At 71.6% G+C, this 22,425-nt stretch carries 18 protein-coding genes and 1 pseudogene; 9 read left to right on the top strand and 10 right to left on the bottom strand.

The window, feature by feature from the left end; genetic code table 11:
• Positions 1-196: 196 nt before the first annotated feature.
• Positions 197-1,153, top strand: a complete 957-nt coding sequence (locus ABZ342_RS29780; protein ID WP_360479758.1) for a peptidylprolyl isomerase — start codon at positions 197-199, stop codon at positions 1,151-1,153.
• A 133-nt stretch (positions 1,154-1,286) separates the two neighbouring features.
• Here the strand turns inward: ABZ342_RS29780 and ABZ342_RS29785 are convergent, their stop codons facing one another.
• The 6 genes from ABZ342_RS29785 to ABZ342_RS29810 all read right to left on the bottom strand — a co-directional run bounded on the left by ABZ342_RS29785 (position 1,287) and on the right by ABZ342_RS29810 (position 8,269).
• A complete protein-coding gene (locus ABZ342_RS29785) occupies positions 1,287-3,029 on the bottom strand; it encodes an FAD-dependent monooxygenase (RefSeq protein ID WP_360479761.1) in 1,743 nt (580 codons plus the stop codon).
• A complete protein-coding gene (locus tag ABZ342_RS29790; protein WP_360479764.1) occupies positions 3,026-4,777 on the bottom strand; it encodes a maleylacetate reductase and hydroxyquinol 1,2-dioxygenase domain-containing protein in 1,752 nt (583 codons plus the stop codon). Before ABZ342_RS29790 ends, ABZ342_RS29785 begins: the two co-directional genes overlap by 4 nt.
• Before the next feature lie 76 nt (positions 4,778-4,853).
• Entirely contained in the window at positions 4,854-5,729 is an 876-nt protein-coding gene (locus ABZ342_RS29795; RefSeq protein WP_360479767.1) for an AraC family transcriptional regulator, read from the bottom strand.
• A gap of 220 nt (positions 5,730-5,949) precedes the next feature.
• Positions 5,950-6,744 carry a siderophore-interacting protein gene (locus ABZ342_RS29800; RefSeq protein ID WP_360479770.1) on the bottom strand — a complete coding sequence of 265 codons (795 nt, stop codon included), beginning with the start codon at positions 6,742-6,744 and terminating at the stop codon, positions 5,950-5,952.
• Positions 6,744-7,628 carry a PDR/VanB family oxidoreductase gene (locus tag ABZ342_RS29805; protein WP_360479773.1) on the bottom strand — a complete coding sequence of 295 codons (885 nt, stop codon included), beginning with the start codon at positions 7,626-7,628 and terminating at the stop codon, positions 6,744-6,746. Before ABZ342_RS29805 ends, ABZ342_RS29800 begins: the two co-directional genes overlap by 1 nt.
• Positions 7,629-7,630: 2 nt before the next feature.
• Positions 7,631-8,269 carry an MSMEG_1061 family FMN-dependent PPOX-type flavoprotein gene (locus ABZ342_RS29810; RefSeq protein ID WP_360479776.1) on the bottom strand — a complete coding sequence of 213 codons (639 nt, stop codon included), beginning with the start codon at positions 8,267-8,269 and terminating at the stop codon, positions 7,631-7,633.
• Positions 8,270-8,337: 68 nt separating this feature from the next.
• Here ABZ342_RS29810 and ABZ342_RS29815 point away from each other — a divergent pair, with 68 nt between their 5' ends.
• A complete protein-coding gene (locus ABZ342_RS29815; protein WP_360479779.1) occupies positions 8,338-8,955 on the top strand; it encodes a TetR/AcrR family transcriptional regulator in 618 nt (205 codons plus the stop codon).
• A 22-nt stretch (positions 8,956-8,977) separates the two neighbouring features.
• On the opposite strand, the pseudogene ABZ342_RS29820 reads toward ABZ342_RS29815, so the two are convergent.
• From ABZ342_RS29820 to ABZ342_RS29830, 3 genes and pseudogenes are all read right to left on the bottom strand, one after another.
• Positions 8,978-9,879 (bottom strand): annotated as a pseudogene (locus tag ABZ342_RS29820) (hypothetical protein).
• A gap of 35 nt (positions 9,880-9,914) precedes the next feature.
• Positions 9,915-10,721 (bottom strand): NAD(P)-dependent oxidoreductase, encoded by an 807-nt coding sequence (locus ABZ342_RS29825; RefSeq protein ID WP_360479782.1) that lies wholly within the window; start codon positions 10,719-10,721, stop codon positions 9,915-9,917.
• 26 nt (positions 10,722-10,747) lie between these two features.
• A complete protein-coding gene (locus ABZ342_RS29830) occupies positions 10,748-11,560 on the bottom strand; it encodes an IclR family transcriptional regulator (protein ID WP_155546270.1) in 813 nt (270 codons plus the stop codon).
• A gap of 159 nt (positions 11,561-11,719) precedes the next feature.
• Here ABZ342_RS29830 and ABZ342_RS29835 point away from each other — a divergent pair, with 159 nt between their 5' ends.
• The 7 genes from ABZ342_RS29835 (at position 11,720) to ABZ342_RS29865 (ending at position 22,252) form a co-directional block, all read left to right on the top strand.
• On the top strand, positions 11,720-13,225 hold the full coding sequence (locus tag ABZ342_RS29835) for a sodium:solute symporter family protein (RefSeq protein ID WP_155546271.1): 1,506 nt from the start codon (positions 11,720-11,722) through the stop codon (positions 13,223-13,225).
• A gap of 52 nt (positions 13,226-13,277) precedes the next feature.
• Positions 13,278-14,213 carry a 5-dehydro-4-deoxyglucarate dehydratase gene (locus tag ABZ342_RS29840; protein ID WP_155546272.1) on the top strand — a complete coding sequence of 312 codons (936 nt, stop codon included), beginning with the start codon at positions 13,278-13,280 and terminating at the stop codon, positions 14,211-14,213.
• A complete protein-coding gene (locus ABZ342_RS29845) occupies positions 14,213-15,469 on the top strand; it encodes a glucarate dehydratase family protein (protein ID WP_360479786.1) in 1,257 nt (418 codons plus the stop codon). The genes ABZ342_RS29840 and ABZ342_RS29845 overlap by 1 nt, the downstream gene beginning before the upstream one ends.
• Positions 15,470-15,473: 4 nt before the next feature.
• The gene (locus ABZ342_RS29850) at positions 15,474-16,601 is read left to right on the top strand and encodes a hypothetical protein (RefSeq protein WP_360479789.1); all 1,128 of its coding nucleotides are present in this window, start codon (positions 15,474-15,476) and stop codon (positions 16,599-16,601) included.
• Positions 16,602-16,656: 55 nt separating this feature from the next.
• The gene (locus ABZ342_RS29855) at positions 16,657-18,111 is read left to right on the top strand and encodes an aldehyde dehydrogenase (NADP(+)) (RefSeq protein WP_155546275.1); all 1,455 of its coding nucleotides are present in this window, start codon (positions 16,657-16,659) and stop codon (positions 18,109-18,111) included.
• A gap of 225 nt (positions 18,112-18,336) precedes the next feature.
• Positions 18,337-20,703 carry a polysaccharide lyase 8 family protein gene (locus ABZ342_RS29860; protein WP_360479792.1) on the top strand — a complete coding sequence of 789 codons (2,367 nt, stop codon included), beginning with the start codon at positions 18,337-18,339 and terminating at the stop codon, positions 20,701-20,703.
• Positions 20,704-20,770: 67 nt separating this feature from the next.
• Positions 20,771-22,252 (top strand): NAD(P)/FAD-dependent oxidoreductase, encoded by a 1,482-nt coding sequence (locus ABZ342_RS29865; protein ID WP_360479795.1) that lies wholly within the window; start codon positions 20,771-20,773, stop codon positions 22,250-22,252.
• On the opposite strand, the gene rpmJ is transcribed toward ABZ342_RS29865, so the two are convergent.
• Positions 22,243-22,365: a 50S ribosomal protein L36 gene (rpmJ, locus tag ABZ342_RS29870; protein WP_155546278.1), complete on the bottom strand. Its 123-nt coding sequence runs from the start codon at positions 22,363-22,365 to the stop codon at positions 22,243-22,245. The genes ABZ342_RS29865 and rpmJ overlap by 10 nt on opposite strands.
• Positions 22,366-22,425 lie beyond the last annotated feature (60 nt).

Consider the following 22,425-nt stretch of genomic DNA (forward strand, 5'->3'; position numbering starts at 1 on the left):
GGCCGAGTTGGCGGCCGCGCGCTGGGCGGGTCGCCGCCGGTCGCGGGGACGGGTAGAACGGCGGCTGCCTGCGCTCGGTCGGTTGTCGGCTGGGGATGGCGAGCCTCACTCGACGTCCGCTTCGTCCTTCTTCCCGGATTCCCGCCCGGGGCGCAGTCGTTCGCGGCACAATGGGCGGCTGACGAGGGGAGCGGGGATGAGCGAGCCGGGGCAGCGGCCGGACGGGGGCAGGCCGGACGGGGCACCGCCGCCCGGTCCGCAGCACTACCAGCAGTTCTCCCAGTACCCGCAGTGGCAGCCGCCGGTGCCGCCGAAGCGGACCTCGCCCGCCGCCGTCGTGCTGATCGTCGGGTCGGTCGTCGTCGTCATCCTGATGGCGCTGGCCTTCCTCGCCTGGGGCTATCCCGGTTTCCTGCGCGAGCAGGACGTCAAGGGAGTCGCCGGGGCCCGGCCGGCGTCGTCATCGCCATCGCCCTCCCCGTCGCCGACCACCGCCACCACGAGCGCGCCGGTTTCGCTGCCCGCCGGCGCCCGGGCGCCGATGCCGAAGCGCAGCAAGCCCCTGGCCGACCCGGTGACGTGCGCCTTCACCCCGGAACCCACGTCGCCGGCGCCGAAGAAGGTCGCGCTGCCGCCTGACGGCCCGGCGTCGTCGTCCGGCACGGTCCCGGTGTCCCTCGCGACGAGCGCCGGCGACATCGGCCTCACGCTCGACCGCGCCCTCGCCCCCTGCACCGTGGTCAACTTCGTGAGCCTGGTGAAGCAGGGGTTCTACGACGGCACGTCGTGCCACCGGCTGTCCGTGACGGCCGGGCTGCAGATGCTCCAGTGCGGCGACCCGGTGGGCGACGGCACCGGCGGCCCCGGCTACTCGATCCGCGACGAGGTGTTCCCGGAGCTGACGTACGGCCGCGGCGTCCTCGCCATGGCGAAGACGGCCCAGCCCGACTCGGGCGGGTCCCAGTTCTTCCTGGTCTTCGGCGACGTCGAGATCTCACCGGAGTACACGGTCTTCGGCAGCATCGACGACGCGGGTCTCCGCGTCCTGGACGACGTCGCCCGCGGCGGCATCGACCCGTCCCGCCCCGGCATCGGCGACGGCAGCGGCCCCCCGACGGTCCCGGTCACCTTCACCCACGTCACCACCCCGTGACGGAAGAGCCGACACGCGTGATTGAGAGGTCGACACGCGTGATTGAGAGGTCGACACGCGTCGGCACGGCCGCTTCCGGCGTGTCGACCCTTCAATCACGCGTGTCGACCCTCTGATCACGCGTGTCGACTCCTCAAGCACGGTCGAGGAGGGACTTCAGGGCGGTGAGGAGTGCGTTCGCGGCTTGCGGGGTTGCCGTGGCGTGGCGCCAGGCGACGTAGCCGTCCGGGCGGATCAGGAGGCAGCCAGCCTCGTCGACGCCGCTCAGCCGGGACCAGTCGCCGTAGGCGTCGCGACCTTCGGGGTCGCCGACGCGCACCGCGCGCAGGTCCAGGCCCAGCTCGGCGCCGACCTTCGCCGCCGCGTCGCGCCACGCCGTGCCGGTCAGGCCGGTGAGCACCGTCCAGCGGCCGCCGCCCACCAGGTCCAAAGTGGACACCCGATGCCCGTGCGGGCCGACCAGCCACGCGTGCGGCAGCTTCGCCCCCGGCTCGGTGCTCGGCCGGTGGAACAGCTCGGGATCGCGCTCCGCGGGCGCCACGACCCCGTCGGGCAGCACCGCGCCCGAGACGTACCGCTGGTCCATCTCGACGCCGTGGGCGTTGAACTCGTAGTGCTTCAGCTCGATGGCCTTCTCCAGCTCACGCCGTTTCCGCGTGCCCTCGGCGGTGGGCGCGAGGCAGGTCTCGAGCCCGGCCGTGATGCCGTCGGCGTCGGTGTCGCCGGCGATGCCCAGCGCCGCGAAGATCGGCCCGAACTGGTCGCGGCTCAGGTTCGCCCGGTCGACGATCTGCTTGCCGACCGGTGCCCGTTCCGCGCTGTAGCTGTCCAGCAGCCCTTCGCCCGCTTCGCCGCGAAGCACCATCGCGAGCTTCCAAGCGAGGTTGTAGGAGTCCTGGATCGAGGTGTTCGAGCCGAGCCCGTTGGACGGCGGGTGCCGGTGCACGGCGTCCCCGGCGCAGAACACCCGGCCGCTGCGGTATTCCGTCGCGTAGTTGTGGTTGACCGTCCACAGTGACGTCGAGGTGATCTCGACCTCCAGCGAGGCGTCGCCGACCAAGTCGCGCACCAGCCGCGTCGCTTCCTCGACGTCGACCTCCGGCGGCGCTTGCGCGATGTCGTAACCCCAGGTCAACAGCCACTCGTTCCACGGCCGCACCATCCGGACCAGGCCCATCCCGATCCCGCCGAGGTGCGCGCCCGGCCGCATCACCCAGTACAGGACGCTCGGGCGGTGCGCGACGTACGGCGCGAGGTCGGCGGTGAACGTGATGTTCATGCTGCCCGCCTTGCCGGTCTGCCCGGCGATCGGCAGGCCGGCCTGCTCGGCGACCCGGCTGCGCGCGCCGTCCGCGCCGATCAGGTACTTCGCGCGCAGGGTGAACTCGTCGCCGCGCACGCGGTCGCGGAACCGCGCGGTGACGCCGTCCTCGTCCTGCGTGAAGTCCAGGAACTCCGTGTCCAGACGGAGTTTCGCGCCGCGGGCGGCAGCCTCGCTCACCAGGATCGGCTCGAGGTAGGTCTGCGGCAGGTCGATCATGTGGCACGGGCTGGCCGCGGCGTACTCGGCCGCGGAGGAGTCGCCGGTGCCCCAGCTGCGGATGCGGCCGATCTCCGGCCCGGTCAGCGACGTGCAGAGCACGGTGTCGCCCATCAGCTCCGGCGGCGTGCCGACGGCCAGGGCCTTGTCCTCGACGCCGAGGTCGCGCAGCACCTCCATGGTGCGCTGGTTGGTGATGTGCGCGCGGGGCGTGTTGGCCGTCCAGCCGTACTTGGTGGCCAGTACGGTCGGCACGCCGTAGGTGGCGAGCAGCAGCGCGGCGGACCCGCCGGCCGGGCCGCTGCCGACCACGATGACGTCGGTGTCGTAGCTCATGCGCTGCTCCCTGAGATCCGGAAGGTGAACTCGAGCCGCTGCTCGGCGAAGTCGACGATCAGGCCTTCCTTGACGCCGAACACGGTGTCGGAGTCGAGGTATTCGCCACCGGCGACGAACAGCTGGGTGATCAGCGTCCGGTACCCGGGCTTGGCGATCATGAAGTGCACGTGTGGGGCCCGGTAGGGGTGGCGCCCGACGGCGTCGAGCATCTGCCCGACGGGCCCGTCCGCCGGAATGGGGTACGCGCTCGGCACGATCGTCCGGAAGCGCAGCCTGCCCTCGGCGTCGGTGCGGAAGCGGGCCCGCAGCACTGGGCCGTCGACGTCGGGCAGTTGGACGTCGTAGAAACCGTCCTCATTGGACTGCCAGACGTCGACGATCGCGTCCGGAACCGGCTGGTCCTGAGTGTCGGTAACGCGAATGACCGTCCACAATGGAGTTCCCGGTAGCCCCTCCGCGATGTCGGCGCCCTGCGGGGTTTCGGGTGGTCCTTCGACGTAGAACGGCCCGAGCACCGCCGACGGCGTCGTGTCCGGCGTCCGTGAGTTGGTCAGGACGTCGACGACGCTCGACACGCCGAGCGTGTCCGACAGCAGGATGAACTCCTGCCGGGTGTCGGTGGTGATGTGCCCGGCCCGGGTCAGGAAGCCGATCGCGTACTCCCACTCGTCCTGCGTGAGGTCGGTGCGGATCGCGTAGCCGTGCAACGTCTCGACCAGGTCGGTGAGGAGTTCGCGGATGCGGTCCGGTGCGGCGGCGAAGCTGTCGACGACCTGTTTCGTGAGTGCCTTGAGACTGGGCGGAGCGGCCGGGCGGGTGCCGGTGATCGCCGCGCGGAGCAGGTCCGCCTCCGGCTCGTCCGCGATGTCCGCTTCGGTGAGGCCGAGTTCGGCCAGCGAATGCGGGATCGGGAGGCTCGCGGCGAGTTCGAAGATCTCGCCGGCGTCCTCGAGTCCCTGGTGGGCCATGACGTACGGGAGGAGGACGGCGTGCGTCTCCGCGTGCGGCAGGCCGAACTTGCCGCCGAGGAAGTGGCAGAGCCGGTGGTGCAGGCCCATCGAAACGGCGTCGAGGCAGGTGCCGGCCAGCCAGGCGCCGCGCAGGGCGTCGGTGCGAGCGTCCACATCGGACGGATCTTTGGCGATACGCGGCAGCGCGCTCGTGAGCAGCTTCACCGCCTCCGCGGCGAGCAGATCGGTCATCGGGTTCGCGTCGGGGGCGTAGCGGGCCTCGACGGCGTGGGCGAGCGCGTTGAGCCCGCTGGCCGCGGAGACCGCCGCCGGCAGGGACAGCGTCAGCTCGACGTCGTAGAGCACGGTCTCCGGCCGGACCTCCGGGGTCCGCTGGGTGGTCTTGCGGCCGTCTTCGGTCTGGCCCAGGACCGACGTCAGCTCGGAACCCGCGTACGTCGTCGGGACGATCAGCTGAGGCAGGCCGGTCCGCAGCGCGATCGCCTTGGCCAGCCCGGTGGCCGAGCCGCCGCCGATCGCGACCACGCCGTCGACGTCGTACTCCGCGACGACCTTGAGCGCGCGCTCGGTGACGTCGACCGGCGTGTGCATCGCGGCGTCTTCGAAGCGCGCGGCCAGCCGCGGGCCGAGCGCTTCGGCGGCGCGGTCGGCGTACCGCGGGCGGCCGACCAGCAGGACCCGCCGGAGGCCGAGCAGGTCGGCTTCGGCACCGACGGCGTCGAGCGAACCGAAGACCACCCGGACGGGGTTCGCGGCGTAGGTGAACGAGGTCATGCGAGGGAGTATCCGGCTGCCGGGGTGCGCGGTCCTGCACGTTCGTGCTGCGCGACGGCACGAAACGCGCGTCGGGTCAGCCCGCCCGGCGCAGCGCCGCCGGGGTGGTGCCGAGCTGGGCGCGGAGCACCCGCGTCAGGTGCTCCTGGTGGGAGAAGCCGCAGCGGGCCGCGATCTCGGCGATCGGGTCGTCGCCGGTGCGTAGCAGCAGCCCCGCCTGCTCCACCCGCAGCCGCAGCAGGAACCGGTGCGGGGGCAGGCCCGTGCGGGCCTTGAACTGCCGCGAAAACTGGCTGACGCTCAGCCCAGCGAGCACGGCCAGCTCCGCCAGGGGCACCGGCTCGGCCAGGCGTTCCGCCATCAGGTCGCGGACGCGCGTGAACTGCCGGTCGGACAGGCCGCGCGCCGGGGCGGGCTCGTGGGCGGGGCCGGCGTGGTGGCGGCGGACCAGCTGCGCCGCGACCAGCGCGCCCAGCTGGTCGGCGTAGGTGCGGGCGCTCGGCTCCCAGTCGCGGACGACGCCGTCGAGGCTGAGCACCAGCTGTTCGAGCAGGGGGTCGGAGCTGCCGAGCTCCTCGGCGAGCCGCACGGGCGCGTGGTCACCGGCGGCCTCCTGCACGGCGTCGTCGGCGACGTAGACGTGCACGGTCTCGAGCTCCCCGCCCAGCTCGACCGACAGGTCGGCGTGCGAAGGCTGCAGGAACAGGCCGCCGGCGGGCATCCGGCGGCTGCGTTCGCGCGGGGTCCCGACGCCGCGCCGGACCGTCACCGGCCCGTCGAGGTGCAGGATCAGCTGGTGGCTGCGGGCGGGCGCGAACTCGGCGCGGTAGGGACGTTCCCGCTGCCGGGAGACGTAGACGCGGTCCCAGCCGAGCCCCGCGCTGGTGCGTTCGGGCCGGACCCAGGGCAGCGCGAGGATGCCGTTGGTGTCGGTCAGCCCGAGTTCGCCCACGCCTGCCTCCTCGACGTCGAGGCTGCTCGCGATGGTACGCGAACCTCGTCCGTGGGCGGGCCTACGTACTCGCCTGGACAGCCATCCCGCGTACCCAGACGGACGACTCGCGTACCCAGAGGGACGACACGCGTACCTGGATGGACGACTCGCTGGGTGCGCGTGTCGTCCACCTGGGTGCGCGTGTCGTCCGCGTAGGTACGCGTGTCGTCCGTCGGTGTCAGCCCGGGGCGGAACGGCCGTGACGCCAGTAGCCCAGGAACGCGATGTCGGACTTCGCCCAGCCGCGGTCCCGCACCAGGTGACGGCGGACCCCGGTCGCCAGCGCGGCCTCGCCGGCCACCCACGCGTACGCCCGCCCCGGTGGCAGGTCGGCCGCGACGACCGTCTCCAGCGCCAGGACCCCCGGGCGGCCCGGCCGGGGCCGCGGCAGCCAGTGCACCCGCACCCCCGGCGGCGCCGGCACGACCCGGACGTCCGCGGCCGACGGCACCTCCAGGAACACCTCGGCCACCAGGTCGTCCGCGGCGCTCTCGAGGATCGCCAGGATCGCCGGCACCGCGCTTTCGTCCCCGGCCAGCAGCTGCCACGCCACCCCGGGCGGCGGCAGGTAGCTCACGCCCAGGTCGAAGATGCCCGCCGGGTCGCCGGGACGCGCCCGCCGGGCCCACTCGGCCGCCGGGGCGTCGCCGTCGTGCAGCGCGAACTCGATGTCGATCTCACCCGGCCGCGCGCGCCGGACCGTGTAGTTGCGCACCCAGGGACGGCGTGACTTCGGCAGCAGCAGCACCTCGGCCATCCAGCCCTCGTGGTCCAGGGTCGGCATCCGCAGCCCGTCCTGGCCCACCCGGGGGAAGAACAGCCGCACGGCCTGGTCGCCGCCCGCCACCTCCAGGTCGCCGAGCGACGGCCCGCCGAGGGTGATCGTCCGGAACGCCGGGCTGGGCGCGGTGTTCGCCAGGACTTCGAGGGTGATCATCCGTCGCGACGCGGGGCGGCGCACCTTCGGGATCATCAAACGTCCAGCACGAGCCGCGGCGACGACGCCCGCGACACGCACGCGTACATCCGCCCGGCGGGGGCGCTGATGTCGTCGCGGTGCTCGGGTTCGCCGTCGAGCACCGACAGCTCGCAGCTCCCGCAGACCCCTTCGCGGCATCCGGACGGCACCGGCTTTCCGGCGTGGTTCAGCGCGTCGAGCAGGGACTCGTCGGCCGGGACCTGGATCGTCGCACCGGACCGGGCGCACACCACTTCGAACGGCGTGTCGGGGCCGAAAACGCGGCGGGTGGGCTCGAAGCGTTCGGCGTGCACCCGCGGGAACACCGCTTCCGCCGCGGCGAGCATCGACGCCGGTCCGCAGCAGTAGACCTCGCCCGCGAACTCCGCGAAAGAAGCCAGATCCGGCCGGCCGTGGGAGAACAGAGACACGCGTTCGCCATACGTGGCAACGAGTTCCGCCGCGAAGGGCATGGTCGAAGCCGACCGTCCCACGTAGACGAGCGAAGCGGCGGCCCCGGCGGCGACGGCCGCCCGCAGCATCGGCACGATCGGCGTGATCCCGATCCCGCCCGCCAGGAACAGGTATTCCGGCGCGGGAACGAGCGGGAAGTGGTTGCGCGGCGAGGAAACTTCCAGCGTCCGGCCCGGGCTGAGGTACCAGTGGACGTACTCCGAGCCGCCCCGGCTCAGCGGATCGAGCCGGACCGCGATCCGGTACGCCGAAAGGTCGCCGGGGTCGCCGCACAGCGAGTACTGCCGCGTCAGCCAGTTCGGCAGCGCCAGGTCGATGTGCGCGCCCGGCTCCCACGCTTCCAGTGGCCCTTCGTCCCCGCGAAGCACCAGCGAGACGACGTCATCGGCGACGTGCTCGACGCTCTCCAGCATCGTTTTCTGCATGATCAGTACAACTTCCGGTAGCTGTCTTCGAGGATCTGGTCGAACACCGCCGGGTCGACGGCCACGCGCAGCTGGTCGGTGACGATCTCGCCGGCCGACGGCATCTCCGCGGCCAGCGCCTGGCTGGCGGGGTCCCACAGCCTCGACCGCAGCAGCGCCCGGCCGCAGTGGAAGTACGCTTCGGCGACCTCGACGATGATGGCCAGCATCGGCGCCTTGGCCTCGGTGCGCATGCGGGCGAGCACGTCCGGGTCGTCGGTGACGTACGCGCTTCCGTTGACCCGCAGCACCTCCCGCATGCCGGGGATGAGGAACATCAGGCCGACGCCGTCGTTCTCGGCGATGTTGCGGAACGAGTCGGCGATCTTGTTGCCGGGCCGGTCGGGCAGCGCGAGCGTGTGCTCGTCGAGGACCTTCACGAAGCCCGGGTAGTCGCCGCGGGGCGAGCAGTCCGTGCGGCCGGTCGCGTCGGCGGTGGCCAACGCGAGGAACGGGGCGTGCGCGATGAAGCGGCGGGCGTGCTTGTCGACGTGGTCGAGCTTCTTGCCCTCGATCATCTCTTCGGGGGCGCCCAGTCGGCTCCTGACCTCGGCCATGGAGACCCGCCGGTACCGAGTGCTCAGCGTATTTGTGCTGGTCATGCCATAATTATGAGCAAATATTCAGGTCTTGCGCTACTCGCTTTTCGAGGCGCGCGGAGGGGAGCGCCGTGTCATCGGACCAGCGCCGCATCCAGCCACGTAAACAGCCGCGCCAGGTCCGCGCCGAGCTGACCCGGCAGCGGATCCTGACCGCGGCTGCTCACGTTTTCGGCGAACACGGCTACGCCGCCGGCACCACCAATCGCATCGCCGAGCAGGCCGGGATCTCCATCGGCTCGCTGTACCAGTACTTCCCGAACAAGGACGCGATCCTCGCCGAGCTGCTGGTCCGCCACCTCGACGACGGCATGGCCATCGTCGAGCGGGTCCAGCGGGAGCAGCTGCCCGGCCCGATCGACCAGGTCTTCCGCGTCTTCATCCGCGGTGCGATCGAATCCCACCTCGGCGAACCCCGCTTGCTGCGGATGCTGCGGGAGCAGGCGCCGCAGACGAACGAGCTGCTGGAGAAGGCCGAACGGATGAAGCGGTCCCTGGAGGCCTACATGCGGGCGCTCCTGGAGGAACACCCCGAAGTCCGGGTCGCCGACATCGAGACGGCCGCGCGGCTGATCGTCACGACGGTCGAGCTGGTGATCCACCAGCTCGTGGCCGACCACGAGCCGGTCGACGCGGATCGGCTGGAGGACGAGATGGTCGCGATGCTGACGCGCTACGTCAGGGGGTGAGCCACGGGTTGCGCAAGGGCGGTCAGGCGCTCGCCCGGCGGAGTCGTTCCGCCGCCTGGGCGCGGACGGCCTCACCGGACACCGGGGATCGCCGTGCAGGGCTTCCCACCGGGCGTTGTGCGCGGCCGTCCACAGGCCGGCCGCCCAGGCGATTTCCCGCTCCGCCGCGGTGAACTCGCGGCCCCGGAGGTCCTGGTAGGCCGTCAGGAAAGCCTCGGAGCTCTCGATCGGAGGGAGGGTCGGCGGCGTGGCACTGGCGAACGCGCCGGAAGCCGCGCCCACGAGGGCCGCTTCCGGTTGCCAGGCGAGGCTGTCCCAATCGTGCACGGCCAGCACTTCGCCGTCCTGCCAGCGGAGGTTCTGGGCTTCGAAGTCGGCGTAGCCCAGCACGCACGGCAGGTCGGTGGCCAGCAACCGCTGGCGGGCCCGGCGGGCGGTGTCGACGACGTGCGCGGGCACGGCGCTCTGGTCCCGCTCGTCGAGGAACCCGATCGCGGGCCACAGCCCGGAACCCCCGTGGTCCCAGCGCACCCAGCGCGGGTTGGGCAGCGGCGGCGCGACGGTCACGTCGGCCAGCTCGGCCATCAGCCGGGCGAACACCGCGGCACAGCGCACGGCGATGTCCGGCGAGTCACCGCGCAGCATTTCGCCGCCCGGCAAGGACTCTTCGGCGTGCACGGCCAGCGCGTCGACGACGGTCACGGGGGTGATCGGCCGGGCGCACGGGAACCCCCGGTCCGCCAGCCGGGCCTGCGCGGCGACGCACGAGCCGGCCCGGCCGTCGTCCTCCCTCGCTTTCACCACGACCTCGCGCCCGTCGGCCAGCCGCAGCCCGACCACCGCCGAAAGGGACGTCCGCTCGAACAGCACCTCGACCGGCTCGGCTCCGAGCTGCTCGACGCACCAGGGTGCCAGCCAGTCCACGCAACAATCCTTCGCCGAGCAGCTCCGCAAGACCGTCAGAGCGGGTTGAAGACGCCTAGGGGAGCGGTGCAGAACGGCCCGCCGACGTACTCGGCCGCCGCGCCCGTCGGCGCCGGCTTCGATGCCAGCTGCTCCGCGTACACCTCCGCGTCGTCCAACGACTTGTACCCCAGCGCTTCCGCCTCCGACAGGGAGTAGATCCGGCGCGTGTTGTCCGAGACGCCCCAGATCAGCCGGTACCCCGGCGACGGCGCCGACAGGCAGGCCTCGAACAGCCGTGCGCCGTCGTCCGGGGACAGCCACGTCGTCAGGCCGCGCGGGCCCAGCGGCAACGGGGTCTCGAAGCACGAGCCGATCCGGATCACGATCACGTCCATGCCGAAGCGCGAGTGGTACAGGCTCCCCAGCGCCTCGATCGCCGCCTTCGACACGCCGTAGTACGTGTCCGGCCGCGGCGACGAGTCCGCCGGGAGGTCGGAGTCGTTGCGGCGGAAGCCGACCGCGTGGTTGCTCGACGCCAGGATCACGCGCGACACCCCCGCCGCGCGAGCCGCCTCCAGGACCGTCTGCGTACCGTTGATGTTGACGTCGAGGGTCGCTTCCCACGAGTTCTCGCGGCTGTGCCCGCCGAGGTGGATCAGCGCGTCGACGCCTTCGCACGCCGCCGCCATCGCCTCGGCGTCGGTCACCGAAGCCGTCACGACCTCCTCGGAAGCGTCCGACGCCGTCTGCGGCGCCAGGTCGAGCAGGCGCAGCACCCGGCCGTCGCGCTTCAAGCGGGGCCGCATCAGGGTGCCGACGACACCCGCCGACCCGGTGATGAGCACACGCTGGTCCGTCATTGTGTTCCTCTCGATAAGGGCGGCGGTCAGCGAATTCCGGCCCGGCGCAGCTGCTGCCCGAGCTCGGCGGTGGTTTCGGCGAGCAGCTCGCCGACGCGCTGGGCGTCGGCGTCGGTCACCTGGGAGATCGGCATCGAGCAGCTGATCGCGTCGGTGCCCGGGATCCGGTAGGGGATCACCGCGGCGACGCAGCGGACACCGAGCGTGCCTTCTTCGATCTCGGCGGCGTACCCGCGCTCGCGCGTCGCGGCGCATTCGGCGTGCAGGGCTTCGAGCGAAGTGATGGTGTTGGGAGTCAGCGGCGGCAGCGTCGCGGGCATCAGCGCTTCGATCTCGTCGTGCGTCAGCTCGGCCAGGAGCGCCTTGCCCAGCGCGGTCGCGTGCGTGGGCAGCGTGCGCCCGACGCGGGAGACGAGGTGCGTGGAGCGCTGCGACTCGCGCGTCTCCAGGTAGACGACCTCGGTGCCGTTGCGCCGCGCGAAGTGCGCGGTGAAGCCGGTCTTCTCCCGGATGCGCTCCAGCGCTTCGGTGGCGAACGGGACGACGGCGTCGCGGTCCAGGTACGCCGTGCCGCAGATCAGCGCGCGGACGCCGAGGCGGTAGCGGGCCGTGTTGGTGTCCGCCTCCAGCCAGCCGGCCTCCAGCAGGGTCCGCAGCAGGCCGTGCAGCGACGAGCGCGGGAAGCCCGTGCGCGCGTGCAGGTCCGAAAGCGACAGCCAGACGTCGTTCGCCGCGAAGGTCTCGATGAGGTCGACCGCGCGCCGCGCGGACTTCACTCCCGAGGATTCGGCGGGGGCACCGTCCGCTCGGGCGTCCGGATTGTCCACCTTCTGCGGCATTTGTGTGCCTCCGTCCGGCCGTTGACTTGTGACTCCGGCCATATTAGCGTCCCGAACAACGTTCTTATGGATGAACATAATCACTATAACAGACTCCGTTCATGGATGTGAACATCTCGTTCGAGACCGCATCACTGTGGACGCGGAAAGGAGCCTGCGGTGCACGCACTCGACTGGGCGATGGTCTGCGCGTACTTCGCGCTGATGATCGTGATCGGCTGGTGGTCGCACAAACGGGTCAGCGACGTGAAGGACTTCTTCACGGCCGGCGGCAAGATGCCGTGGTGGCTGGCCGGCATCTCGCACCACATGTCCGGCTACAGCGCCGTGCTCTTCGTCGCGTACGCGGGCGTCGCGTACACCAGCGGCGTCACCGTGTACTTCTGGGGCTTCGCCAGCATCGGCATCGGCGTGGGCATCGGCAGCTGGCTGTTCGCCGCGCGCTGGAACCGGCTGCGCTCGAAGCTCGGCGTCGCGTCGCCGCTGGAGTACCTGGCCAAGCGGTACAACGTGCCGACGCAGCAGGCGCTCGCCTGGAGCGGCAGCCTGCTGAAGATCTTCGACATCGCGGCCAAGTGGTTCGCCGTCGCTACGCTGCTGCACGTCTTCGCCGGCCTCGACTACAACCTCGGCATCCTCATCACCGGCGCGGTCACCCTCGTCTACTGCACCATCGGCGGGCTGTGGGCCGACGCGCTCACCGACTTCGGCCAGTTCGTCATCCAGGGCATCGCCGCGATCGTGATGATCGTCGTGGTGCTGGGCAAGCTGGGCGGGATCTCCGCGCTCTGGACGATGTGGGACAAGCTGCCGGAGAACCACCTCGACCCGGTGACGTCCAAGTACACCACCATCTTCTTGCTCGTTTACGTGCTCGTGAAGACGCTGGAGTACAACGGAGGCATGTGGAACCTGGCGCAGCGCTACATGGCGGCGCCGAACACCCACGAAGCCCGGCGCGGCGCGCGGCTTTCGTCCGCGCTGTACCTTGTGTGGCCGCTGGTGCTGATGTTCCCGATGTTCGCGGCGCCGCTGCTCATCCCCGGCATCAAGGACCCGACGCAGTCGTACGCGATCATGACGACGACGTTCCTGCCGCCGGGCCTGGTCGGCCTGGTGCTGGCCGGGATCTTCTCGCACACCATGGCGATGGTCTCCTCCGACGCCAACGCGATCTCCGCGGTGATCACCCGCGACATGATCCCGGCGATGGTCCGCCGCACCCGGCAGTGGACCGACGTCCAGGGCCTGAAGGCGGCCCGGATCACCACGGTGGTCTTCGTCGCGCTGACGATGCTCGTGGCCACGCAGGCGCAGAACCTCGGCGGCGTGCTGCAGATCGTCGTCAACTGGGTCGCCGCGCTGATGGGCCCGATCTCGATCCCGCTGCTGCTGGGCATGCTGCCGTGGTTCCGCAAGTGCGGCCCGCGCGCGGCGCTGGTCTCCTGGGCGGGCGGCCTGATCGCCTACGGGCTCTGCTACTACGTCTTCACCGCGAACCAGACGGTCCTCGTCGCCACGCCGATCCTGGTCTCGCTCGCCCTGTACGTCGGCCTCGGCCTGCTCGCGCCCGAGCGGAGCGCGGCGGCCGATGAGATCGTCGACACCGTGAACACCGACGACGACGTCGATCGCAAGAAGGAAGGCACGACCGTGCCCGCCTGACGCCTGGCCACACCCGGCCGGAACCGAATGAAGGACGAGAGAGCAGAAACTGATGGCACAGAACGAGATCGAGCTGGACGGCCTGCTGGCGTTCCCCCTCACCCCGTTCACCGAGAACCTCGAGGTCAACCTCGACGCGCTCGCGGAGAACGTGGAGAGCCACATCGCGGCGGGCGCCGGTGCGCTGTTCGTCGCGTGCGGCACCGGCGAGTTCAGCTCGCTCTCGCCCGCCGAGCACGCCTCGGTGCTCACCCGGTCGCGTGAGGTGGCCGCCGGCCGCGTCCCGGTCTGGGTGGGCGCCGGTGGCGGCGCGGCGTCGGCGCGGGCCGGCATCGCGGCGGCCCAGGCGGGGGGCGCCGACGGCGTCCTGCTGCTGCCGCCGTACCTCGTTTCCGGGCCGCAGGCGGGACTGGTCGACTTCGTCCGCTACGCCGTCGGCGACTCGTCGGTGCCGGTGATCGTCTACCACCGCGGCACCGGCGTCTTCAGCGCGCCGGCCGCGGCTTCGCTGCTGGACATTCCCTCGATCGTGGGACTCAAGGACGGCTACGGCGACGTCGAGGTGATGACCCGGATCGTCACCACGATCCGGTCGCTGGACACCGAGCGGTCGCGGAACTTCCTGTTCTTCAACGGGTTACCGACCGCGGAGGTCTCGGCCAAGGCGTACGCCTCGATCGGCGTCGCCCGCTACTCCTCGGCCGTGCACTGCTTCGCGCCGGAGATCGCGCACCGCTTCCACCGCGCGCTCGGCGAGGGCGACACCCGCGTGATGGACGCGCTGCTGACCGGCTTCTACCTGCCGCTGGTGGCGCTGCGGGACGAGACGCCGGGCTTCGCCGTGTCGCTGGTCAAGGCCGCCGCCCGCTTGCGCGGTGACAAGGTCGGCCCGGTCCGGCCGCCGCTGGTCGAGCCGACGCCGGAGCAGATCCACCGGCTCGAGAAGGTCGTGGAGGACGGCTTCGTGACCCTGAAGGCGCTGGGCTGATGAAGATCCTCGATGTGGTGCTGACGCCGGTCGCGTTCGCCGACCCGCCGCTGCTCAACGTCATGGGCGTGCACGAGCCGTTCGCGCTGCGCAGCATCGTGCAGGTCAAGTGCGACGACGGCATCGTCGGGCTCGGCGAGTCCTACGGCGACGACGCGTTCCTCGGCGAGGTGCGCAAGGTGCTGCCGCAACTGCGCGGCCACGACGTCTTCGACCTGCCCGGGCTGCAGCGGCTGGTCGCGCGGGCGCTGTCGGGCACGGTCCTGACCGACGCCCACGGGCTGATCGGCGGCTTCTCGATCCGCAAGACCGTCGCGAGCGTGTATTCGCTGTTCGAGGTCGCGTGCCTGGACGCGCAGGGCCAGTACCTCGGCCGCCCGATCACCGACCTGCTCGGCGGCAAGGCCCGCGACGCCGTCGAGTTCTCCGCGTACCTGTTCTACAAGTACGGCAAGCACATCGACGGCCGCGAGGACTCCTGGGGCGAGATCACCACGCCCGAGACGCTGGTCGGCTCCGCGAAGCGGATGATCGACCAGTACGGCTTCCGCTCCATCAAGCTCAAGGGCGGCGTCTTCGAGCCGGCCCAGGAGGTCGACGGGATCCGCGCGCTGGCCGAGGCGTTCCCCGGGCACCCGCTGCGGATCGACCCGAACGGCGCGTGGACCGTCGAAACCGGCATCCGGGTGGCTCACGAGCTGGACGGTGTCCTGGAGTACCTCGAAGACCCGACGCCGGGCATCGAGGGCATGGCCCAGGTGGCCGCCGAGGCGTCGATGCCGCTGGCCACCAACATGTGCGTGGTGAACTTCGGCGACATCGAGCCGGGCTTCCGGGCGCGCGCGATCGGCGTCCTGCTGTCGGACCACCACTTCTGGGGCGGCCTGCGCGCGACGCAGTCGTTGTCGACGACGTGCGAGAGCTTCGGTGTCGGCCTGTCGATGCACTCCAACAGCCACCTCGGGATCAGCCTGGCCGCGATGGTCCAGGTCGCCGCGGCGACCCCGCACCTGACCTACGCGTGCGACACGCACTGGCCGTGGAAGGTCGAGGACGTCATCGAGCCGGGCGTGCTGGAGTTCCGCGACGGCGCCGTGCCGGTTCCGTCGACCCCGGGGCTGGGCGTCAAGCTCGACGAGGACGCGCTGGCCAAGCTGCACGAGAACTACGTCCGATGTGGACTGACGAAGCGGGACGACGTGACCTACATGCGCAAGTACGTCGACGGGTTCGAGCCGAACACGGCGAGGTGGTGACCCGGTGAAGGTGACGGGATACGCCTACCCCTGGGACGTCCTGGAGGCCGGGTTCGCCGCGCGGGTGCGCGATCTGGGTGTCGACGAGGTGGCCGTGGCGCTGTCGTACCACAGCGCCCGCGCCGCGACACCGTGGTCGGCTTCGCGGACGGCCGTGGTCGCGCGGCACGCGGCCTTCTACCGCCCGGTTTCCGAGGGGTGGGGCGCGCTGCGTCCGTCCACTCCGGACTGGGTGACGTCGGAGGACAGCGGTGGCGACGCGGTCCGGCTGCTCACCGAAGCCGGGATCCCGGCCGCCGCGTGGATCGTGCTGACCCACAACTCCCAGCTCGGTTACGAGCACCCGGACGTCGTCGTGCGCAACTGCTTCGGGGAGAGCTATCCCTGGGCGCTGTGCCCGTCGCAGCCCGCGGTGCGCGAGTACGCCGCGACGCTGACCGCCGAGGCCGTCGCCGGGCTGGAGCTGTCGTCGGTGATCCTCGAAGCCTGCGGCCCGCTCGGCGCGGTGCACCAGCACCAGCACGAGAAGACCGACGGCGTCTGGGCGCCGGCGGTGGCCCGGCTGCTGTCGATCTGCTGCTGCGACGCGTGCGCGTCTTCGTGGGACCTCGACGCGGACACCGTCCGCGCGCAGCTCGTCGAAGAGGTCCGGCGGCTGGTCGCGACCGGCGACCTGGGCGTCACGGCCGACGACCTGCCGCCCGACCTGACCCAGGCGTTGCTGCGGACCCGGCAGCGGGCCACCGACGAGCTGCGGGCGGCGGTTTTGGCCGTGCTGCCGGAGGGCATCCGGATCGTGCTGCACGGCGCGCTCGACCCGTGGGTCACCGGCGCGCTGCCCGGGCTGACGCCGTCCGCTGCGGACGACGCCGACGCGGTCGTATTGTTCGGGTGGGCACCCGCCACCGGGGCCGACGCCGTCGCGGCGGCCCGGGAGGCGCTGCCCGAACGGGTGGCGATCGGCAGCTACATCACCGCGGTGGCCGCCGCGCCGGTGCCGGACATCGCCGCGTACGTGGGCGAGCTGGCCAAGGCGGGCGCCGCGGAGCTGCACCTGTACCACCTCGGACTGGCCGGTCCGGGTCGCTGGGGCGACCTGGCCACGGCCACCGCCGCCGCCCACGAGAACTGAGATATCCGGGGTCGGACCCCGGGACCCGGAAATTGCCTGAGGAGCTGTTCCACCCATGAGCCAGGCCACCGACGCCGCCACGCTCGAGAAGATCCTGGCGGGAGCCGCCGCGGCTGCCCGTCCCGCCGCCGCGGCCACCCCGGCCGAACGCGCCCGCTGGCTCGTCACGGCCGCCGACGCCCTCGACGCCGCCGCGGACGACCTCGTCCCGCTCGCGCACGCCGAGACCCACCTGCCCGCCACCCCGCGGCTGGCGGGCGAGCTGAAGCGCACGACGTTCCAGCTCCGCCTGTTCGCCGAGGTCCTCACCGACGGCGAGTACCTCGGCGCCACCGTCGACCACGCCGACGCCGACTGGCCGATGGGCCCGCGCCCGGACATCCGCCGCGTGAAGACCGCGATCGGGCCGGTGCTGGTGTTCGCGGCCAGCAACTTCCCGTTCGCGTTCAGCGTCGCCGGCGGCGACACGGCGTCCGCGCTCGCCGCGGGCTGCCCGGTGATCCTCAAAGCTCACCCCGGCCACCCCGAGCTGTCCGCGCTGACCGGCCGGATCGTGCGCGAAGCCCTGATCGGCGCGGGCGCGCCCGACGGCATCTTCGACGTGATCTTCGGGCAGGAGGAGGGCGTCACCGCGCTGAAGGACCCGCGGATCGCGGCGTCGTCGTTCACCGGCTCCATCCCCGGCGGGCGGGCGCTGTTCGACATCGCGAACGCGCGGCCGCGGCCGATTCCGTTCTACGGCGAGCTCGGCAGCGTCAACCCGGTCGTCGTCACCGAGGCCGCGATCGCCGCGCGCGGCGAAGCCGTCGCGAAGGGCTACGCCGGGTCGTTCACCCTCGGCGCCGGCCAGTTCTGCACCAAGCCGGGCCTGCTGTTCCTGCCCGAGGACCACAACCTGACCGACACGCTGCGCGCGGCGCTGGACGGCGCCGCGGCCCAGCCGATGCTCAACGACCGCATCGCCGCCGGGTACGCCGACAAGCTGGCGCAGCTGCGGGAGGTGCCGGGCGTCGAGGTCGTGTCTTCGTCGGCTTCTTCGTCGCCCGCGTTCACCCCGACGCTGCTGGCCACCACCGGCAAGCAGTTCCTCGAAGGCGGTGACGCGGTGCACGAGGAGTGCTTCGGCCCGGCGTCGCTGATCGTCACCTACGCCGACCAGGGCGAGCTGCTGCGCCTGCTCGACGTCATCGAACCGGGGCTCACCGCCACGATCCACGGCGAGGAGTCCGATGTGGACTGGATCCGGCCGGTGCTGCCGGCGCTGAGCCGCATCGCCGGCCGGCTGCTGTGGAACGACTGGCCCACCGGCGTGACGGTGAGCTGGGCCCAGCAGCACGGCGGCCCGTACCCGGCCACAACCGCCCCGACCACGACGTCCGTCGGCACCGCCGCGATCGAGCGGTTCCTGCGCCCGCTCGCTTGGCAGGGCTTCCCGGACGCGTTGCTTCCCGAACCCTTGCAGGAGGCCAACCCCTGGCAGCTGCCCCGCCGCACCGACGGCTCCCGCTGACCCGGCGGGGCGCCTCCCGCGGGGCGCCCCCCAGTTTCCACTTTATCGTTCGGCACCGACAATTTCGGCGCCGCCGACCCGGAGCCCGCGGGGGCGCCCCCCGTTTCCAGCCTATCGCCCGGCACCGACAGTTTCTGGTGCCAAGCACCGAATCCGCCGCCGCACAACCGAATTCCCGTTCCCCATTCCCCGCAAGCCGAGGATGTCTTCCTGGGAGGCATTGCCATGCCCGTGAACCGGAGAAACGCTCTGCGCGGCGGCGCGCTGGCGGCCGCTTCGACCGTGTTGCTCACCCGTCCCGCGTTCGCTTCCGCGGCGGCCGCGGCGCCCGTGGTCACCCCGGCCGGGAGCGGGGTGCCGGCGGCCACCGCGCCGATCGTCGCCGCCTACCGGCAGCTGCAGACCGGCATCAACCGGCCGTCGCCCGAACGCACCGAAGCGCTGGCCAACCTGGGCCGCGTCGCCAAGGCCTACAACGCGAGCCTGTCCGTCGCCGGTGGTGGCGCTCCACTGTGGACGGACCTGCCGCTCGGTCCGGGCAGCGACTACACGACGTCGATGTACGCCCGGCTGCGCGCGATCGCCGTCGACTGGGGCACGCCGGGCGGCGCGCTGTCCGGCGACCCGGTGGTGCTCGACCGGATCAAGGCCGCGCTCGAGCTGATCTACGCGAGCCAGTACAACCCGCAGGTCGGCGAGATCGGCAACTGGTACACCTACGAAATCGGCGTCCCGTACTACGTGCTGCACACGCTTTCGGTGGTTGCCGACCGGCTGACCGCCGACGAGCTGGCCCGGTACGTCAGCCCGATCAAGCGGTTCGTCGGCAACCCGAACGTCCGCGCGAACAACACGTCGCTCGTCGAGACCGGTGCGAACCGCGCGGACAAGGCCCTCATCTCGATCGTCGCCGGCGCGCTGATCGGCGACACCGCCTGGATCAAGACGGGCATCGACGCGCTCACCGACGTCGCCGGTGGGGGCGCGGCGAGCGTCGTCGCCAAGCTGGACCGCGCGGCCGGTGACGGCTTCCACGTCGACGGCTCGTTCATCCAGCACGACACCATCCCGTACCCCGGGCACTACGGCATCGTCCTGCTCACCGCGCTCGCCGGCGCCATCCACGTCACGGCGGGCACGGAGTACGCGCTGCCGCAGCCGCTCAAGGACAAGGTCTACGCGCTGGTCGCGGACAGCTTCGCGCCGTTCGTCTACGCGGGCGCGCTGATGGAACCGGTGCGCGGGCGGATGCTGTCGCGGCAGGGGGAGAACGGGCACGACATCGGCCACCAGCTGACGGTGGCGACACTCGTGCTGGCCCGCACGGCGTCGGGCAAGACGAAGACCGATCTGAACGCGCTGGCCGCGAAGTGGATCAAGGAAGGCACGTACGCGCCGTTCCTGAAGATCCCCGACCCGGAGCGGTTCGCGCCCGGCCCGGACCTGGTGGCGACGCCGGGCATCGAGTTCGCGCAGGACATGCTCGCCTCGGGCGCGCGCCCGGCGCGGGTCGTCGCGACGCACCGCGACTTCGGTCAGCAGGACCGGATGGTGCACGTCACCGGCGACTGGTCGGCGTCGCTGGGCGTCAGCTCGACGCGGATCTCGCGCTACGAGTCCATCAACGGCCAGAACCTCAAGGGCTACCACGTCGGCGACGGCGTGCTCTACACGTTCCTGCCCAACGCCAAGGGCCACTACACCGACGCCTACTGGCCGACGGTCGACCCGCTGCTGCTGCCGGGCACGACCGAGAACGACGGCCCGGTCGACCCGAAGTTCGGCGGCGTGCCGGTCGGCCCGAACCCGCACACCGGCGGCGTCCGCTGGGACGACAAGCTCGGCGCTTTCGCCGTGGACTTCAAGTCCTGGGACGGGTCGCTGGTCGCGAAGAAGTCATGGTTCTTCACGCCGTCCGGGATCGTGTGCCTCGGCGCCGGGATCACCGGCACGTCGGCGTCGAACGTGCGCACGACGATCGAGAACCGCAACCTCGGCGAAGGCGGTCGCGGTGCCTTGACCGCGGACTTCCGGCGCGTCCCGACCAACCTCGGCAAGGCTTCCGCGCTCCGGCGGCCGCACTGGGTGCACCTGGAAGACGTCGGCGGGTACGTCCTCCTGGACGACGCCTCGGTGACGGCGTTGCGCGAAGACCGGACCGGCGCGTGGCGCGACATCGACACCGGCGCCAACACCAAGGGCACGACGACGCCGAACACGCGCCGGTACCAGAAGCTGGTGCTGGAGCACGGCGTCAAGCCGACGGACGCGAAGTACGCGTACGCGGTGCTGCCGGGCGCTTCCGTGGTCGGGACGCTCACGGCGTCCTGGGCGTGGCGCGTTCTCGCGAACACGCCGGTGGTGCAGGCGCTCCGGGTGGCCGACACGACGTTGGCGAACTTCTTCGCGGCCGGCTCGGTTGACGGCGTTCACGTGTCGGGTCCCGCGTCCGTCGCGCTCGGGCGGCGTCAGCTGGCCGTGTCGGACCCGACGCAGACGCAGGACAGCGTGACGGTGACCGTGCACGGCAAGTCCGTGACGGTGCCGGTGAAGGGCACCTTCGGCGCGACACAGGTCGTGCGGTTGTCGTGATCCTCCCCGCCGGGCCGGTGCCCCGACCCGGTCCGGCGGGGTCCCCACCTCGGTTAGGCTGGAATTCATGAGCGCCGCCGAGCACGTGGACGTCCTGATCGTGGGCGCCGGCCTGTCCGGCGTCGGCGCGGCCTGCCGGCTCCAGGAGCGGCTGCCGGGCAAGACGTACGCCGTGCTGGAGGCGCGCGACACCATCGGCGGCACCTGGGACCTGTTCCGCTATCCGGGCATCCGGTCCGATTCGGACATGTTCACCCTCGGCTACCCGTTCCGCCCGTGGAAGGACCCGAAGGCGATCGCCGACGGCCCGTCGATCCTGTCGTACATCCGCTCGACGGCTTCCGCCCACGGGGTCGTCGAGCGGATCCGTTTCGGCCACCGGGTGGTGCGGGCGTCGTGGTCGTCGCCGGACGCGCTGTGGACGGTCTCGACCGAGCACGGCGCGACGTTCACCTGCCGGTTCCTGTACCTGTGCAGTGGTTACTACTCGTACGAGAGCGGGCACGTCGTCGACTTTCCGGGCCGCGCGGAGTTCTCGGGGGAGATCGTGCATCCCCAGCACTGGCCTCCGGCGTTGGACCACACGGGCAAGCAGGTCGTGGTGATCGGCAGCGGCGCGACGGCGGTGACGCTCGTCCCGGCGATGGCCGCGCAGGCCGCGCGGGTGACGATGCTGCAGCGCTCGCCGTCGTACATCGTGGCGCGGCCGGGGAAGGACGTGCTCGCCGACCGGATCCGCGCGCTGCTGCCGGAAAAGCTCGCGCACCGCGTGGTGCGGGGCAAGAACGTGGTCATGGGGACGCTGTTCTTCCAGCTGATGCGGCGGCTGCCGCGCCGGGCGGCGCGGGCGTTGCGGGATCGGGTGGCGGCGCAGCTGCCGGCGTCGATCCCGGTGGACCCGCACTTCGTGCCGTCGTACGACCCGTGGGACCAGCGGCTGTGCCTGGTGCCGGACGCGGACCTGTTCCGGGCGCTGCGGTCGGGCAAGGCGGACATCGTGACGGACCGGATCGCGCGCTTCACGGCGTCCGGGGTGCAGCTGGAGTCGGGCCGCTCACTGGACGCCGACATCATCGTGACGGCGACGGGCCTGCGCCTGGTGGCGTTCGGCGGAATAGCCCTGACGGTCGACGGGCGCGCGATCGCTCCCGGCGACCAGCGCGCGTACAAGGGCATGATGTTCGGCGGCGTCCCGAACCTGGCGTGGTGCGTGGGCTACACGAACAACTCGTGGACGCTCCGGGCGGACCTGACGTCCCAGTACGTGTGCCGGCTGCTGGCGTACCTGGACCGGCGCGGGTACGCGTACTGCGCCCCGGACGCGGCATCGGCATCGACGGCGGGCCGGCCGCGCCCGATCGTGGACCTGGCGTCCGGGTACATCAAGAGGGCCGCCTCCGACCTGCCGAAGCAGGGGGAGAGGCGGCCCTGGATGATGCGCCAGAACTACTTGCTCGATCTGGCCGACATGCGGTTCACCCGCGTCGACGACGGGGTGATGCGCTTCGGCCGCGCGGAAGACCGGGCGGCCGCGTCGAGTCAGCCCTGACGAGCCTTCTGGCGCGGGTTGTCCTTGTTGATCACGAACACGCGGTTACCGCGCCGGATCACCTGGGCGCCCGGCTGGCGGGCGAGCGAACGGACCGAGCTGCGAACCTTCATGGCGAGCCGTCCCTTCCTGGTCGTCGGTGCGGGCCCCGAGTACGTCCCGCTCCCCTCTCA

Source organism: Amycolatopsis sp. NPDC005961 (assembly GCF_040629235.1).
GTDB lineage: Bacteria > Actinomycetota > Actinomycetes > Mycobacteriales > Pseudonocardiaceae > Amycolatopsis > Amycolatopsis camponoti.

What these genes read in the sequence shown, in the direction of transcription:
- ABZ342_RS29780 (WP_360479758.1), top strand. Translation starts at nt 197, where the DNA reads ATGAGCGAGCCGGGGCAGCGGCCGGACGGGGGCAGGCCGGACGGGGCA.
- ABZ342_RS29785 (WP_360479761.1), bottom strand. Translation starts at nt 3,029, where the DNA reads ATGAGCTACGACACCGACGTCATCGTGGTCGGCAGCGGCCCGGCCGGC.
- ABZ342_RS29790 (WP_360479764.1), bottom strand. Translation starts at nt 4,777, where the DNA reads ATGACCTCGTTCACCTACGCCGCGAACCCCGTCCGGGTGGTCTTCGGT.
- ABZ342_RS29800 (WP_360479770.1), bottom strand. Translation starts at nt 6,744, where the DNA reads ATGATCCCGAAGGTGCGCCGCCCCGCGTCGCGACGGATGATCACCCTC.
- ABZ342_RS29805 (WP_360479773.1), bottom strand. Translation starts at nt 7,628, where the DNA reads ATGCAGAAAACGATGCTGGAGAGCGTCGAGCACGTCGCCGATGACGTC.
- ABZ342_RS29810 (WP_360479776.1), bottom strand. Translation starts at nt 8,269, where the DNA reads ATGACCAGCACAAATACGCTGAGCACTCGGTACCGGCGGGTCTCCATG.
- ABZ342_RS29825 (WP_360479782.1), bottom strand. Translation starts at nt 10,721, where the DNA reads ATGACGGACCAGCGTGTGCTCATCACCGGGTCGGCGGGTGTCGTCGGC.
- ABZ342_RS29830 (WP_155546270.1), bottom strand. Translation starts at nt 11,560, where the DNA reads ATGCCGCAGAAGGTGGACAATCCGGACGCCCGAGCGGACGGTGCCCCC.
- ABZ342_RS29840 (WP_155546272.1), top strand. Translation starts at nt 13,278, where the DNA reads ATGGCACAGAACGAGATCGAGCTGGACGGCCTGCTGGCGTTCCCCCTC.
- ABZ342_RS29845 (WP_360479786.1), top strand. Translation starts at nt 14,213, where the DNA reads ATGAAGATCCTCGATGTGGTGCTGACGCCGGTCGCGTTCGCCGACCCG.
- ABZ342_RS29855 (WP_155546275.1), top strand. Translation starts at nt 16,657, where the DNA reads ATGAGCCAGGCCACCGACGCCGCCACGCTCGAGAAGATCCTGGCGGGA.
- ABZ342_RS29860 (WP_360479792.1), top strand. Translation starts at nt 18,337, where the DNA reads ATGCCCGTGAACCGGAGAAACGCTCTGCGCGGCGGCGCGCTGGCGGCC.
- ABZ342_RS29865 (WP_360479795.1), top strand. Translation starts at nt 20,771, where the DNA reads ATGAGCGCCGCCGAGCACGTGGACGTCCTGATCGTGGGCGCCGGCCTG.
- rpmJ (WP_155546278.1), bottom strand. Translation starts at nt 22,365, where the DNA reads ATGAAGGTTCGCAGCTCGGTCCGTTCGCTCGCCCGCCAGCCGGGCGCC.